Here is a 14,362-nt window from a genome sequence, read left to right on the forward strand (position 1 = left end):
GCCGCGTGTCAGTACGACTTCGGCAGCCCGAGCACCTTCTCCGCGATGTAGCACAAGATCAGTTGCGGACTCACGGGCGCGAGCCTCGGAATCATACACTCGCGCAGGTAGCGCTCGACATGGTATTCCTTCGCATAGCCCATCCCGCCGTGCGTCGCGATCGCCGTCTGGCACGCCTGGAACGCGGCTTCCGCGCCGAGGTACTTCGCGGCGTTCGCCTCCGCGCCGCACGGCTGCCCCGCGTCGTAGCGCGTCGCGGCCTTCATCACCATCAGCCACGCGGCCTCGAGCTGCATCCACGCCTGCGCGAGCGGATGCTGGATCGACTGGTTCTGCCCGATCGGCCGGCCGAACACGACGCGCTCGCACGCATACTGCGTCGCGCGTCGCAGCGCGGCCTGACCGAGGCCGATCGCCTCGGCGGCGATCAGGATCCGCTCGGGGTTCAGCCCGTGCAGCAGGTAGCGAAAGCCGTCGCCTTCGTTGCCGATCAGGTCGTCGCGCGGCACGCGCAGGTTGTCGATGAACAGCATGTTCGAATCGACGGCCTTGCGGCCCATTTTCTCGATCTCGCGCACCTCGACGCGCGAACGGTCGAGGTCGGTGTAGAACAGGCTCAAGCCGTCGGTCGGCTTCGCGACCTGGTCGAGCGGCGTCGTGCGCGCGATGATCAGCATCTTGTTCGCGACCTGCGCGGTCGAGATCCAGATTTTGCGGCCGCTCAGCACGTAGTGGTCGCCGTCGCGGCGCGCCTGCGTGCTCAGGTGCGTCGTGTCGAGGCCGGCGTCGGGCTCGGTCACCGCGAAGCAGGCCTTGTCGCGCCCGGCGATCAGCGGCGGCAGGAAGCGCGCCTTCTGCGCGTCGTTGCCGAACACCTGCACCGGGTTCAGCCCGAAGATGTTCATGTGGACGGCCGAGGCACCCGACAGGCCGGCGCCCGACGCGCTGATCGCGCGCATCATCAGCGCGGCCTCGGTCATCCCGAGACCGGCGCCGCCGTGGGCCGGATCCATCGCGATGCCGAGCCAGCCGGCCTCGGCGAGCGCCGCGTGAAAGTCGGACGGAAATCCGCCCGCGCGATCGCGCTCGAGCCAGTAATCGTCGCCGAAGCGTTCGCAGATTTTCTCGATCGCGCTTTCGATCGCGCGCTGGTCGTCGGTCAGGTCGAACTGCATGGATTGCTCTCCAGGAAAACGTGAACGGCCGCGCCGCGCTCGAGACGATGTCGGGCTTCGAGGCGCGTCGGTGGCGGCCGGCGCGGCGCGACAGGCACGCGGACGCTCACAACGGAAACACGCCCGCCACGACCGCGGCGAAGACCATCAGCACGGTGGCGGCGAACAGGAACGGGATCGTGAACTTCTGGTGCTCGGCCAGCTCGACGCCGGTCAGGCCGACGATCAGGAACGTCGCGGGCGTGAGCGGACTGACCGGGAACCCGGTGGTCATCTGGCCGAGCAGCGCGGCCTGCGCCATCTGGATCGGCGGTACGCCGAGCAGCTTCGCGCTTTCCGCGAGCACCGGCAGCACGCCGAAGTAGAACGAATCGGGATCGAACAGCAGGCTGAGCGGCATCGACAGCAGGCCGAGCACGAACGGCATGTGGCGCGCATGCTCGACCGGCACGTGCGCGACGACGACCTCGGCCATCGCCTTCAGCATCCCGGTGCCGGACATGATCCCGGTGAACGCGCCGGCCGCGAGCAGCACGCTCGCCATCATCAGCGCGGCCTTCGCGTGCGCGTCGATCCGCTCGCGCTGCGCCTGCACGTCCGGATAGTTGATGACGAGCGCGGCGACCGTGCCGAGCATGAACATCACCATCGGGTCGACGATGCCCGACACCAGCGTGCCGAGCACGACGAGCGTCAGCGCCAGGTTGATCCGGAAGCGGCCGGGCCGGCGCAACGCGCGCTCGGCGTCGGTCAGCTCGCGCGGCGCGACCGCGAGCGACGCCGCGCCGGCGCGATCGAGCCCGAGCCGCTTGGCCTCGCGCACGCCGAGCACGTAGGCGGTGCCGAACACGAACGCGAGCCCGACGATCTGCACCGGGATCATCGGCATGAAGATCGCCGAGCCGGGAATGTGCAAGGCCGCCGACGCGCGCAGCATCGGCCCGACCCACGGCAGGAAGTTGACCCCGGCCGCCATCGACGCGACGCACGCGAGAATCCGCCGGTCCATGCCGAGCCGCGTATAGAGCGGCATCATCGCGGGCAGCGTGACGAGAAACGTGACGGCGCCCGAGCCGTCCAGGTGGATCAGCAGCGCGAGCAGCGCCGAGCCCGTCACGATGCGCGGCGGATGGCAGCCGATCACGCGCAGCACGCCCGCGATGATCGGGTCGAGCATCCCCGCATCGGTGAGGATTCCGAAAAATAGAATCGCAAAAACGAACATCCCGGCGATCGGGCCGATGTTCTGCACGCCGCGCACGATGAACGTGCCGGTCGAGAGTCCGAAGCCGGCCGCGAGCGACGCGGCCACCGGCACGACAATCAGTGTGACGAGCGGCGACAGCCGCTTCGTGATGATCAGGCCGAACAGCGCGACGATCGCGATCGCGCCGATCCATGCGAGCATGATGTGTCTCCTCTGGCGCCGGCGCGCGTCGGGCGCGGTGCGGCGCGATGTCCGAAGCGGCGTGCGGGCGTGCGGCGGCGTCGGGCGCCTTCGCACGGCCGCCGGCCGCCACGCGTGTCAGTTGCGGCGCGTGCGGCCGGCGTTGTCGTTGGCGTCGTTGCCGTGGCCGGCGTCGCATGCATCGGCGAACACCTGAGCCGCGTGTTCGTTCAGCGCCGGCGGCGGCCGCCGGTACGTAGCCGGTGTGCGGCCGAGCTTGATCGGCGACGCGATGCCGCGATGCCGGCCCAGTTCGACCTTCATCTGCCGATGCGCGACGTGCGGATGGTCGAGCGCCGCATCGAGCCCGAGCACCGGCGCGCACGGCACGCCGCGGCGCATCAGCTGCTCGGCGAGCGCCGCGCCGTCGTGCGCGGCCAGCACCGTTTCGAGCAGCGCGCGCAACGCGGCGCGGTTCGCGCTGCGCGCGCGGTTGTCGGCGAAGCGCGGATCGGCGGGCCAGTCGCGCGTGCCGAGCACGTCGCACAGCGCGGCGAACTGCCCGTTGTTGCCGACCGCGAGAAAGATGTCGACGCTCGCGGTCGGAAAACTGTCGTACGGCGTGATGTTCGGATGCGCGTTGCCGGTGCGCGCCGGCGCCTTCCCGGAATGGAAGAAATTCGGCGTATGCGGATGCAGGATCGACAGCGCGCAGTCGAACAGCGTCGCTTCGACGAACTGGCCGCGCCCGCTCGCATCGCGTTCGCGCAGCGCCATCAGCACGCCGAGCGCCGCGTTCAGCCCGGTGACGAGATCGACGATCGGCACGCCGACGCGTAGCGGCGCGCCGCCCGCCTCGCCGTTCACGCTCATCAGCCCGGCCAGCGCCTGCACGGCCGCGTCGTAGCCGGGCAGGCCGCCGAGCGGGCCGTCCGCGCCGAAGCCCGAGACGCGGCAATGGACGAGGCGCGGAAAGCGCGCGTGCAGCGTGTCGAAGCCGAGGCCCCAGCGCTCCATCGTGCCGATCTTGAAGTTCTCGACCAGCGCATCGGCGTGCTCGAGCAGGCCGAGCAGCCGCTCGCGATCCGCCGGCTGCGTCAGGTCGAGCGCGATGCCGAGCTTGTTGCGGTTCACGCCGAGGAAATACGACGCCGTGTCGCCGTCGAACGGCGGCCCCCAGGTGCGCGTCTCGTCGCCCGACGGCGGTTCGACCTTGATCACCTCCGCGCCGTGGTCGGCGAGGATCTGCGTCGCGTACGGGCCGCCCAGCACCCGCGACAGATCGATGATGCGCAACCCCGCCAACGCGCCCTGCTGCTCCAGTTCCGCCATGCGTCTCGCTCCTGCTTCCGGTTGATCGGACCGCCGGTTCCACCGGGCCGACAGCAGCGGCACGGCTTTCCGGATTCGAAGAATAATTCTTGTGTGTGAATTTATATTCACACTCGCGAATTTTATTGTCAAGCCGGAGATGCCCCGGCGGCCGCGCCGAGAACGTGGCCGGCCGCAAGTGGGGACGCCACCGAACGCCGGCCGGTTGCCTCGCCGGGCCGCGATTCGCTAAGCTGGCGGACGGTGCTCAACTGAAGAAAGACGGAGATTTCATGAAACGCATGCTGCTCGCGGCCATCCTGCTGGCGTCGACGCTGGGCGTCGCCCGCGCGCAAACCCAGACCTTCCATTTTGGCGAGGGACAATTACAGCCGCGGGCCGCCGCGCCGGTGGCACGACCCGCGCCGGTGCGCCCGCATGTGACGCCGCCGCATCACCACCGGCGTGCCGTCCACAAGCAGCGCCACGGGCGGTCCGGAAAGCCGCCGCGCGCGGGGATCGACACGCACGCGTGAGGTGATCCGCGTTGCGCGCGGCAACGCACGGAACTGTCACGAACGGCCGGTATGATCGGCGCGGCGGCTTGCATGCCGTCGTGCCCGGCGATCGGCCGACGTGCATTTCCCTTCACGATTGAGCACCAGTTTTGTTTTGCCGAACATGAATACCGGGCCGGATACCGTCGTCAGCATCAAGGAACGCGCCACGATCGTGTGCCGCCAGCGCAGCAGCGTGCTGCTGGTCGCCCGTACCGCGGCGCGCTGGTCGCTGCCGGGCGGCACGATCCGGCGCGGCGAGACGCCGCTCGAGGCCGCGCAGCGGGAACTGGCGGAGGAAACGCGGCTGGAGGGGCTCGCGCTCGACTACGCGGTGCAATTCGGCGGCCTCACGAAGCTCCATCACGTGTTCGTGGCCGACGTGCCGAAACACCTGACGCCACGCGCGAGCAACGAGATCGCGCGCTGCAAGTGGTTCGACGTCGAGCGGCTGGAGACGCTGCGTGCGAGCGTGCCGACCCGCAAGATCATCGAGCTGCTGCACCTCGACCGCTTTTCCGCGCTCGCGGACGGGCCGCTTCGCTCGCGCTGAACCGGCCCGCGCGGCTCACGCGCGCAGCAATGGCCCGGCCTTGCGCTCGAGCAGTGCGACCAGTTCGGGCTGCATGTAGGCGTAGCGATCGGGGATGTCGAGACAGACGATCTTCTTGTGCTTCAGCCATGCGCCGAATCGGGCGTGCAGCTTCGCCTGGTGCGCGCGTTCCATCACGAACACGATTTCGGCCCACTCGAGCTGTTCCGCGGACAGACGCGTTTCCGCGTCGGGCGCGAGGCCCGCGGAGTCGGTTTCGACGCCCGGCCACGCGGCGAACACCGCCTCGGCCGTCGGGCTGCGCAGCCGATTGCGGCTGCAGATGAACAGGGCGCGTGTCATGCCGGTGCGCGGCGGCGGGATCGTCCGCTCGACCGTTCAACCCTGCGGAATCGTGCCGGGCCGCACGTAGGCCAGCATGTGCGGCACGTAGTCGGCCTTGCCCAGCTCGACGCCGTGATGACGCAGGATCGCGTACGCCGCAATCGAATGAAAATAGAACTGCGGCAGCGCCCAGTCGCGCACGTACTGCTCGCCCGTCATGTCGAACGCGATGCCGTTCGGCAGCGCGAGGGCGATCGGCAGCGCGGCGCCGCCGTCGAGTGCGTCGGGCGCGAGTTCGCCGAGGAACGCGATCGTGCCGGCGAGGATGCCCTGTGCGTCGCCCAGCGTGCCAGGCTGCGCATCGGCATGCCAGCCGGCTTCCCGCAACGCCAGCAGCGCGTCCGGCAGCGGTTCGCCGCGCAGCCGGTAGACGGGTTCCATCGCCTGGAAACACGAGAACCGCACCTGCGCCGCAAGCGGATACATGTCGGGCGCGAGCTTCAGCGCGAGCACCGCATCGGGCGCGTCGCCGGCTCCTGCCGGTGCGCCACGGCCTTGTCGAGCCACGCGGATTGCGCGCGCAGCATCTGGGTGAACGTTGGAACGAGAAGTTGAGTCGGTGACATCCATGCCCTCCGGTGGGTCGTTCGCGCCACGACATCGATGCCGGGGCAGCATCCGTATTCTGCCGTAGCGGACGGTTCGACGCGAAACCGGTGGCGTATCGCACGACCCACCCGTGGGGCCTGATGGGTCAGGGCTTGCCGTGGCGTGCCAGGAACCGGTCGAGCTGCGACGCGAACGCCTTGCCGTCGCGTGCGCTGAACGGGGCCGGCCCGCCCGTATCGATGCCCGCGCTGCGCAGCTGATCCATCATCGCGCGCGTCGACAGGCGCTCCTCGATGTTCTCGCGGCTGAACCAGTTGCCGCGCGGGTCGAGCGCATGCGCGCCCTTGTCGAGGACGGCGGCGGCCAGCGGGATGTCGGCGGTGATCACGAGATCGCCGGCTGCCGCGAGCTCGACGATCCGCGCATCGGCCACGTCGAAGCCGGCCGGCACCTGCAGCGCCTTGATGAACGGCGACGGCGGCGTGCGCAGGAACTGGTTCGCGACCAGCGTCACGCAGATCTCGGCACGACGCGCGGCGCGAAACAGCATGTCCTTGATGACGGCGGGACACGCGTCGGCATCGACGAGTACTTGCATGGCAGGCATTCCGGTGAGTAGAAACGGCGATCATAGCGCAGCGCCGGCAATCGACCCGCCCGGCCCGCGCGCCCGATCACCGGATCAGCCGGCCAGCCCTGGGCACAGCGACGCGGCCGTCATCCATTGCGCGCCCCATGCATCGGCGAGCCGCCTGCCCTGCCCGATCCGCACGGCTGCATCGTCGAAATCGACGAACACGACGTGATCGGCGGCCGCCGGTTTCGGCGGTGTTTCGCGCGTGCGCCCGTCGGACAGCACCCACAGCCAGCGCTGCTGGTCCGGCGTGCGCCGTGCGGCGCCGGCGAGCAAGTGTGCGGCGGCGGCGATGCCGTCCGCAAGCGGCGTGCCGCCACCGCCGTCCACCGGCTCGAGCCAGCGCGCATTCCACCAGCGCGGCACGGCCGGGCCGAAGCGCCGCGCGGCGCCGTTGCCGCCGAAACAGATCAGCGCGGTTGCCACGCGGTCGCGCGCGGCCTGGTCGAAGTACGCGACGATCAGCCCTTTCGCGAGCGCGAGCCGTTCGTGCGACAGCATCGACGCCGAACAGTCGAGCACGAAGCAATGGAGTGCGCGCGGCGTGCCGGCCTGCTTGCGAAAACGCAGGTGGTCGGCGTGCAGCGGGCCGCCGCGCTTCGCGGCGAGCGTCGCCGGCCATGCAACGGCCGTGCCGGCACGCACCGTACCCGGCACGCGCGCGGCAGCGCCTGGCAGCCATCGAGGACCGCGAACGGTGTTCGCGGCGGCGTCGGCTCGATGGCTCAGCGTTTTTTTAGCGGCAGCGGCACCACGCCTTTCACGTCGCGCAGTCCGGCGGGCTCGGGCGGCAGGTAGCCCCAGTCGCCTTGCGACGCCGTTGCATCGTTGCGTGCCGCGCCCGGTCGATGATCGGCCTGTCGGTGCAGGTCCGGCGGCGCAGGGTCGTCGTGGTCGCCGCCGCCCTCTGCATTCGACTGCGACGCGCCCGACGACGGCGGCGCACCCGCATGACGCCGATGCCGCAGCACCGCGTCGGCCACGCGTTCGACATGGGACACCGTCACCGCGTCGGCCTGTTCCAGCGCCGCGAGCGCGCGCGCGGCGCGCAGCATCACGAGGTCGGCGCGCAGGCCGTCGACGGCCGCGTCGATGCACAGCGCGCTGACGCGCGCGTGAACCGCATCGTCGAAATCCAGCGTCGACAACTTTGCCCGCGCCGCGTGGATGCGGTCGCGGAGGTCACGCTGTGCAGTCGCGTGACGTGCGCGAAACGCATCCGGATCGAGATCGAACGCGAGGCGCGCCTTCACGATCTGCTCGCGCTGCGCGGCGTCGAAGCAGTTCGCGAGTTCGACCATCAGCCCGAAGCGGTCGAGCAATTGCGGGCGCAGTTCGCCTTCCTCGGGGTTCATCGTGCCGACCAGCACGAAGCGCGCGTCGTGCGCATGCGACACGCCATCGCGCTCGACCACGTTCACGCCGCTCGCGGCGACGTCGAGCAGCGTATCGACGAGCCCGTCGGCGAGCAGGTTCACCTCGTCGACGTACAGCACGCCGCGATGCGCGCGCGCGAGCAGGCCCGGCCGGAAGCGCACGCCGTTTTCGGCGAGCGCATGCGCGAGATCGAGCGTGCCCGTGACCTGCTCGTCGCTCGCCGACAGCGGCAGCGTGACGAATGCCCCTTCGGGCAGCAGTTCGGCGAGCGCGCGTGCGGCGGTCGATTTCGCGGTGCCGCGCGGCCCGCTGACGAGCACGCCGCCGAGCGACGGGTCGATCGCCGCGAGCAGCAACGCCTGCTGCAGCGGTTGCTGCGCGACCAGCGCCGCGAACGGGAATACCGCGCGTGCGTGCTGCGTCGTCGGATCGGTCATCGCCGTCCTCCTTCCTGAAGTTGTTCGCTGTCGAGCCAGACCGCTTCGATCCGCTCGCGATAGTCGCCCGGCTGCTGCCACAGCCCGCGCTGCATCGCTTCGACGAAGCGTTCGCAGATGCCGTGCAGCGCCTTCGGGTTGTGGCGTTCGAGGAACGCGCGCGTGTCGTCGTCGAACAGGTACGCGTCGGCGACGAGCGCGTACTGGTGATCCGACAGCACGCGCGCGGTCGCGTCATAGCCGTACAGGTAGTCGACGGTCGCGGCCATTTCGGCCGCGCCCTTGTAGCCATGGCGCTTCACGCCGTCGAGCCATTTCGGATTGACGACGCGCGAGCGGATCACGCGCGCGATCTCCTCGCGCAGCGTGCGCATCTTCGGCGCGGCCGGGTTCGCATGGTCGCCGTGATAGATGCTCGGCTGCTGCCCGGACAGGTGCCGCACGGCCGCGGTCATCCCGCCCTGGAACTGGTAGTAGTCGTTCGAATCGAGGATGTCGTGTTCGCGGCTGTCCTGGTTCTGCACGACGACGTCGATCGTCGCGAGCCGCTCGCCGAACACGTCGGGGGCCGCGTCGCCCGCGCTGTTCTGCGCGTACGCATGGCCGCCCCACTGGCGGTACGCATCGGCGAGATCGGCGTCGCTCTGCCAGCGGCGCCGGTCGATCAGGTCCTGCAGGCCGGCGCCGTAGCTGCCCGGCCGCGCGCCGAACACGCGCCAGCCGGCACGGCGCCGCGCTTCGTCCGGCGCCACGCCCCGCTCGATCCATGTTGCGCGTTCGCGCTCGACGCGCGCGCGGATCGGGTTCAGTTCCTCGGGTTCGTCGAGCGCGGCCACGGCCTGCACGGCTGCGTCGAACAGGTGCATCAGGTTCGGGAACGCGTCGCGGAAGAAGCCGGACACGCGCAGCGTCACATCGATGCGCGGCCGGTCGAAGATCTCGATCGGCAGGATCTCGAAGTCGGTCACGCGATGGCTGCCGTGCGCCCATTTCGGCCGCACGCCGAGGAGCGCGAACGCCTGCGCGATGTCGTCGCCGCCGGTGCGCATCGTGGCCGTCCCCCAGACCGACAGCCCGATCGCGCGCGGATAGTCGCCGTGATCCTGCAGATGACGTTCGATCAGCTGCTGCGCGGATTTCAGCCCGAGCGACCACGCGGCCTGCGTCGGCACCGCGCGCGTATCGACCGAATAGAAGTTGCGGCCCGTCGGCAGCACGTCGGGGCGGCCACGCGACGGCGAGCCGCTCGGCCCCGGCGGCACGAAGCGGCCGTCGAGCCCGCGCAGCAGCTGGCGCAGTTCCTCGCCGCCGCACGCGTCGAGCGCGGGCATCAGCGCCGCGCGCACGCGTTCGATGACGGCGAGCGTGTGCGGCCAGTCGCCGGGCGGCGTCGTACCGATCCCGGAAGCGCCGGACGTGCCGGCCGCGCACACGCCGTCGAGCCACTGCTGCGCAAGCCGTTCGAGCCGCTCGCGCGTGTCGCCCGCATGGCGCCACGGCGATGTGTCGAGCGCCTGCAGCACGGCCGGCCGTGGGCCCGTCCATGGTGCGGCCCAGTCGGCCGCGAGCGGATCGAAATCGTCGCCGAGCGCGAGATCGCGCGCGAGCGCGCCGATCAGCCCCGCACGTTCGCCCTTGCCGTCGCCGACCGGAAAGCGCGCGAGCGCGAGCAGCGTGTCGCGGCGCTGACGCTCGGCCGGCGACGCGCCGAACACATGCAGCCCGTCGCGAATCTGCGCTTCCTTCAATTCGCACAGCCACGCGTCGACGCGCGTCAGCAGCGCATCTTCGTCGCCCGCATCGCGCGGCGGCGACACGCTCAGTTCGTCGTGCAGCCGGTGTTCGGCGATCGTCGCGAGGATCGTCTTGCGCAGCAGCTTCGCGCGCCGCGCATCGACCATCAGCGCCTCGTAGTATTCGTCGACCTGCCGTTCGAGATCCTGCAGCGGGCCGTAGTTTTCCGCGCGCGTGAGCGGCGGCATCAGGTGATCGATGATCACCGCCTGCGCGCGGCGCTTCGCCTGGCTGCCCTCGCCCGGATCGTTGACGATGAACGGATACAGGTGCGGCAGCGGCCCGAGCGTCAGGTCAGGCCAGCACGCGTCGGACAGCGCGACGCTCTTGCCCGGCAGCCATTCGAGGTTGCCGTGCTTGCCGAGGTGGATGACCGCGTCGATGCCGAACGCATCGCGCAGCCAGAAATAGAACGCGAGGTACGCGTGCGGCGGCACGAGATCCGCATCGTGGTAGCTCGCATAGTCGTTCTCGCCGCGCGAACGCGACGGCTGGATGCCGACGAACACGTTGCCCGCGCGCCAGCCGGCGATCGTGAAGCGCCCCTGCCGCAGCGTCGGATCGGCTTCGGGCGGGCCCCAGCGTGCGTTCAGCGCGTCGCGCACGGCGGCCGGCAGCCGCGCGAAACGCGCAATGTAATCGGCCAGCGCGAAACTCTGGAACGCCGGGCGCAATGCGCGCACGGCCGGGTCGTTGGTCACGCCTTCGGTGAGCCGCGCGATCAGCGCGTCGCCGTCGGCCGGCAGGTCGGCCACGCTATAGCCCGCGTCGCGCAGCGCCGCCAGCACGCGCAGCGCGGACGCCGGCGTGTCGAGCCCGACGCCGTTGCCGATCCGCCCTTCGCTTTGCGGATAGTTCGCGAGGATCAGCGCGATGCGCTTGTCGGCAGGGTCGAGCGTGCGCAGCCGGCACCAGCCGCGCGCGAGTGCCGCGACGAACGCGATCCGTTCGGCGTCCGGCTGGTAGCGCACGACGTCGACTTCGGTGTGCGGACAACGATATGCCAGCCCCTTGAAGCTCACCGCGCGGGTGACGATGCGCCCGTCGACCTCGGGCAACGCGATGTGCATCGCGATGTCGCGCGCATGCAGGCCCTGGTTGTCGGCCACCCACGCGTCGCGGTTGCCGCCGGACAGGATCACCTGCAGCACCGGCGCGTCGCCGGCGAGCACGTCGGGCTCGGGGCTGTCGATCGCGCCGGCCGCGAAGGCCGTGGTGTTCAGCACGAGCGCGACACCGTGCGTGTCGCACAGCCGCGTGATGACCTCGCGGCTCACGGCATCCTTCAATGACGTGACGGCGATCGGCAGCGGATTGAGCCGGTCGCGTACGAGCGCATCGGCCAGCGCGTCGAACACGGCGGTGTTCGCGGCCTGCCAGTGCGCGCGATAGAACAGGATCGCGACGACGGGCGCGCCGGGCGTCCAGCGCGGACGCCAGTCGTCGACGCTCGCCGGGTCGCGCGCCGGGTGATACAGCGCGGCGGCCGGCAGCGGGCGCGGCAGCTCGGGTTCGTCGCCGACCCCGAGCGTATGGAACGCGATGCTGCGCAGCAACGCTTCGGCGTTGTGCATCCCGCCTTCGCGCAGATAGCGCCACCACAACCGGCACAGGTCGGGCGCGACTGTGCTCTTCGCGACGAGGTTCGGATCTTCCTGCAGGTCGCCCGAGAACATCGCGAGCTGCTGCCTGCGTTTCGACGCGAGCGACACGGCCTGTTCGATCCCGTACGGCCAGTACGCTTCGCCGCCCAGATGATCGATCACGACCGTCTTCGCATGACGCAGCACGTCATCGACATAGAAATCGACCGACGCCGGCTGCCGCAGGAACGTGACGTTCGCGAGCCGCACGCTCGGAAAGCCGGCCGGCAGCTTCGGCACGACGCTGGCCAGCAGCGACAGCGTCGTGTCGGCCGAGCTCAGGATCACGATGTCGGCCGGCTGCTGGTCGATCCGGACGACACCCTGCGTATCGTCGACGAAGCCGCCCGGCGTGGTGCGCAGCAGATGCATCGTGCGTTACGCCTGTTGCGGCTCGGCCGCGCACGCGACCTCGAACGCGCGCTGCAGCGCGGCCGCGTCGAGATCCTCGCCGATCAGCACGAAGCGGCTCGCACGCGGCTCGCCGTCCTGCCAGCGACGGTCGAAATAGCTGTCGAAGCGGCGGCCGACGCCCTGGATCACGAGCCGCATCGGCGCATCGGGCAGCGCCGCGAAGCCTTTCGCGCGGTAGATCGTGTGCGTCTCGACGACACGCTGCAGCGCGGCGATCGTCGCTTCGCGCGAGCCGGCGTCGCCCGACACCACCACCGAATCGAATTCGTCGTGGTGATGGTCGTGATCGCCGTCGTCGGCCGAGCCGTGATGGTCGTGCCGCAGGTGGATCGTTTCCTCCGATGCCGATTCGAGGCCGAGCAGCATCGCGACGTCGAGCTCGCCGCGCGTCGCGCGCACGATCTTCACCTGCGGCGGGATCTCCTCGCGAATCGCGGCTTCGACTTCGGCGAACTGCGTGTCGCCGACGAGGTCGGCCTTGTTCACGATCACGAGATCGGCGGACGACAGCTGGTCGGCGAACAGTTCATGCAGCGGCGATTCGTGGTCGAGGTTCGGATCGGCGCGGCGCTGCGCGTCGACGGCCTGCGGGTTCTCGGCGAACTGGCCGCTCGCGGCGGCCGGCCCGTCGACGACGGTCACGACCGCGTCGACCGTGAAGCTGTTGCGGATGGTCGGCCAGTTGAAGGCCTGCACGAGCGGCTTCGGCAGCGCGAGGCCCGACGTCTCGATCAGCACGTGATCGATGTCGGCGCGGCGCTCGACGAGCGCTTCCATCACCGGATAGAACTCCTCCTGCACGGTGCAGCACAGGCAGCCGTTCGCGAGTTCGTACAGCTGGCCCGACGCTTCGCTGCGGGCGCCTTCTGCGCCGTCTGCATCCTCGCAGCCGATCCCGCAGCCCTTGAGGATTTCGCCGTCGATGCCGAGCTCGCCGAATTCGTTGACGATCACCGCGATGCGGCGGCCTTCTGCATGCTGCAGGATGTGGCGCATCAGCGTGGTCTTGCCGCTGCCGAGAAAGCCCGTGACGATCGTGACGGGAAGCTTGCGTAGGGTCATGGTGGGTCCTGTGTCTAAAAGGGAGTCAGGCCGAGAGCGTCACGTCGATCTCGTCGTAGCGTTTGAGGCGGTAGATCGCGGCCGATACGATCCAGCACGCGACGAACAGGCCGATCACGACGTAGCCGAGCATGCCGAAATGCGATGCGACCATCGTCGCGAAATCCCATACCGGGCCCTGCAGCGAGAGTTTGTCCGCGAGCAGCGCGAGCACCTCGATGCCGCCGATCAACGCGGCAACCAGCACCGACACGAACGTGATCGTCATGTTGTAGTAGATCTTGCGGATCGGCCGCACGTACGCCCAGCGGTACGCGCCCATCATCAGGATGCCGTCGGTCGTGTCGACGAGCGTCATGCCCGCGGTGAACAGCACCGGCAGCACCATCACCGACCAGAACGACAGGCCGCCCTGCACCTGCGTGGCCGAAATGCCGAACAGCGCGATCTCGGTCGCGGTATCGAAGCCGAAGCCGAACAGGAAGCCGACCGGATACAGGTGCCAGCTGCGCGACACGAGGCGGAACAACGGCCGGAACAGGCGGGCCAGCACGCCGCGCTGGTTCATCAGCATGTCGAGGTCGGCGTCGACGATCGGCTCGCCGCGGCGGGCCGCGCGAAACGTCCGGTACACGGAGATCAGGATCAGCAGGTTCGCGGCCGCGAGCACCAGCAGGAAGAACGCCGACACGCTCGTGCTGATCACGCCGCCCCAGGTCTTCATGCTCTCGAAGCGCGCGAGCGACGCCGCGGTCAGCGCGACCGCGACCGACATCACGATCACCACCGTCGAATGGCCGAGCGAGAAGAACAGGCCCGCGCCGAGCGGGCTGCGGCCCTCCTGCATCAGCTTGCGCGTGACGTTGTCGATCGCGGCGATATGATCGGCGTCGACCGCGTGGCGCAGCCCGAACACGTAGGCGAGCAGCGCGGTACCCAGCAGCACGGGCTGGTCGCGAAACGCGATGAAGGCCCAGATCCACGCGCCGACGTTGAATGCGACGAGCAATGAATAGATCGCGACGATTTTGCCGCGCAGCCCGGACGGGCTGTCGTTGAACAGGCGGAAGAACGAGTCGAGCATG

At 69.7% G+C, this 14,362-nt stretch carries 12 protein-coding genes and 1 pseudogene; 2 read left to right on the top strand and 11 right to left on the bottom strand.

Annotated elements, in window-relative coordinates; genetic code table 11:
- Positions 1-8 precede the first annotated feature (8 nt).
- The 3 genes from U4012_RS15085 to U4012_RS15095 form a co-directional block, all read right to left on the bottom strand.
- Entirely contained in the window at positions 9-1,175 is a 1,167-nt protein-coding gene (locus U4012_RS15085) for an acyl-CoA dehydrogenase family protein (RefSeq protein ID WP_321799584.1), read from the bottom strand.
- A gap of 106 nt (positions 1,176-1,281) precedes the next feature.
- Positions 1,282-2,583, bottom strand: a complete 1,302-nt coding sequence (locus tag U4012_RS15090; protein WP_321799586.1) for a citrate:proton symporter — start codon at positions 2,581-2,583, stop codon at positions 1,282-1,284.
- Between the two features lie 117 nt (positions 2,584-2,700).
- Positions 2,701-3,894, bottom strand: coding sequence for a CoA transferase (locus U4012_RS15095; RefSeq protein WP_321799588.1), 1,194 nt, complete (start codon positions 3,892-3,894; stop codon positions 2,701-2,703).
- Positions 3,895-4,166: 272 nt separating this feature from the next.
- Between U4012_RS15095 and U4012_RS15100 the strand changes: the two genes are divergently transcribed.
- Together U4012_RS15100 and U4012_RS15105 are read left to right on the top strand one after the other, a co-directional pair.
- Complete coding sequence (locus U4012_RS15100; protein ID WP_321799590.1) at positions 4,167-4,409, top strand: hypothetical protein; 243 nt, start codon at positions 4,167-4,169, stop codon at positions 4,407-4,409.
- 145 nt (positions 4,410-4,554) lie between these two features.
- Positions 4,555-4,983, top strand: a complete 429-nt coding sequence (locus U4012_RS15105; RefSeq protein ID WP_124520781.1) for an NUDIX hydrolase — start codon at positions 4,555-4,557, stop codon at positions 4,981-4,983.
- A 15-nt stretch (positions 4,984-4,998) separates the two neighbouring features.
- Here the strand turns inward: U4012_RS15105 and U4012_RS15110 are convergent, their stop codons facing one another.
- The 8 genes and pseudogenes from U4012_RS15110 to U4012_RS15145 form a co-directional block, all read right to left on the bottom strand.
- A complete protein-coding gene (locus U4012_RS15110) occupies positions 4,999-5,325 on the bottom strand; it encodes a low molecular weight protein tyrosine phosphatase family protein (RefSeq protein ID WP_321799593.1) in 327 nt (108 codons plus the stop codon).
- A gap of 36 nt (positions 5,326-5,361) precedes the next feature.
- A pseudogene (locus U4012_RS15115) lies at positions 5,362-5,933 on the bottom strand (DUF1993 domain-containing protein).
- Between the two features lie 128 nt (positions 5,934-6,061).
- Positions 6,062-6,514 carry a YaiI/YqxD family protein gene (locus U4012_RS15120; protein ID WP_044843557.1) on the bottom strand — a complete coding sequence of 151 codons (453 nt, stop codon included), beginning with the start codon at positions 6,512-6,514 and terminating at the stop codon, positions 6,062-6,064.
- A gap of 84 nt (positions 6,515-6,598) precedes the next feature.
- Positions 6,599-7,207, bottom strand: coding sequence for a vWA domain-containing protein (locus U4012_RS15125; RefSeq protein WP_321799596.1), 609 nt, complete (start codon positions 7,205-7,207; stop codon positions 6,599-6,601).
- A gap of 68 nt (positions 7,208-7,275) precedes the next feature.
- Entirely contained in the window at positions 7,276-8,364 is a 1,089-nt protein-coding gene (locus tag U4012_RS15130) for an ATP-binding protein (protein WP_321799598.1), read from the bottom strand.
- Complete coding sequence (cobN, locus tag U4012_RS15135) at positions 8,361-12,173, bottom strand: cobaltochelatase subunit CobN (protein ID WP_321799600.1); 3,813 nt, start codon at positions 12,171-12,173, stop codon at positions 8,361-8,363. Before cobN ends, U4012_RS15130 begins: the two co-directional genes overlap by 4 nt.
- A 6-nt stretch (positions 12,174-12,179) precedes the next feature.
- Entirely contained in the window at positions 12,180-13,277 is a 1,098-nt protein-coding gene (cobW, locus tag U4012_RS15140; RefSeq protein WP_321799602.1) for a cobalamin biosynthesis protein CobW, read from the bottom strand.
- A 25-nt stretch (positions 13,278-13,302) separates the two neighbouring features.
- Entirely contained in the window at positions 13,303-14,361 is a 1,059-nt protein-coding gene (locus tag U4012_RS15145; RefSeq protein ID WP_044843562.1) for a HoxN/HupN/NixA family nickel/cobalt transporter, read from the bottom strand.
- Between the last annotated feature and the right edge of the window lies 1 nt (position 14,362).

Source organism: Burkholderia sp. BCC1988 (genome assembly GCF_905339895.1).
Lineage (GTDB): Bacteria > Pseudomonadota > Gammaproteobacteria > Burkholderiales > Burkholderiaceae > Burkholderia.

Coding starts and splice junctions, on each gene's coding strand:
- U4012_RS15085 (WP_321799584.1), bottom strand. CDS start 1,175: ATGCAGTTCGACCTGACCGACGACCAGCGCGCGATCGAAAGCGCGATC.
- U4012_RS15090 (WP_321799586.1), bottom strand. CDS start 2,583: ATGCTCGCATGGATCGGCGCGATCGCGATCGTCGCGCTGTTCGGCCTG.
- U4012_RS15095 (WP_321799588.1), bottom strand. CDS start 3,894: ATGGCGGAACTGGAGCAGCAGGGCGCGTTGGCGGGGTTGCGCATCATC.
- U4012_RS15100 (WP_321799590.1), top strand. CDS start 4,167: ATGAAACGCATGCTGCTCGCGGCCATCCTGCTGGCGTCGACGCTGGGC.
- U4012_RS15105 (WP_124520781.1), top strand. CDS start 4,555: ATGAATACCGGGCCGGATACCGTCGTCAGCATCAAGGAACGCGCCACG.
- U4012_RS15110 (WP_321799593.1), bottom strand. CDS start 5,325: ATGACACGCGCCCTGTTCATCTGCAGCCGCAATCGGCTGCGCAGCCCG.
- U4012_RS15120 (WP_044843557.1), bottom strand. CDS start 6,514: ATGCAAGTACTCGTCGATGCCGACGCGTGTCCCGCCGTCATCAAGGAC.
- U4012_RS15130 (WP_321799598.1), bottom strand. CDS start 8,364: ATGACCGATCCGACGACGCAGCACGCACGCGCGGTATTCCCGTTCGCG.
- cobN (WP_321799600.1), bottom strand. CDS start 12,173: ATGCATCTGCTGCGCACCACGCCGGGCGGCTTCGTCGACGATACGCAG.
- cobW (WP_321799602.1), bottom strand. CDS start 13,277: ATGACCCTACGCAAGCTTCCCGTCACGATCGTCACGGGCTTTCTCGGC.
- U4012_RS15145 (WP_044843562.1), bottom strand. CDS start 14,361: ATGCTCGACTCGTTCTTCCGCCTGTTCAACGACAGCCCGTCCGGGCTG.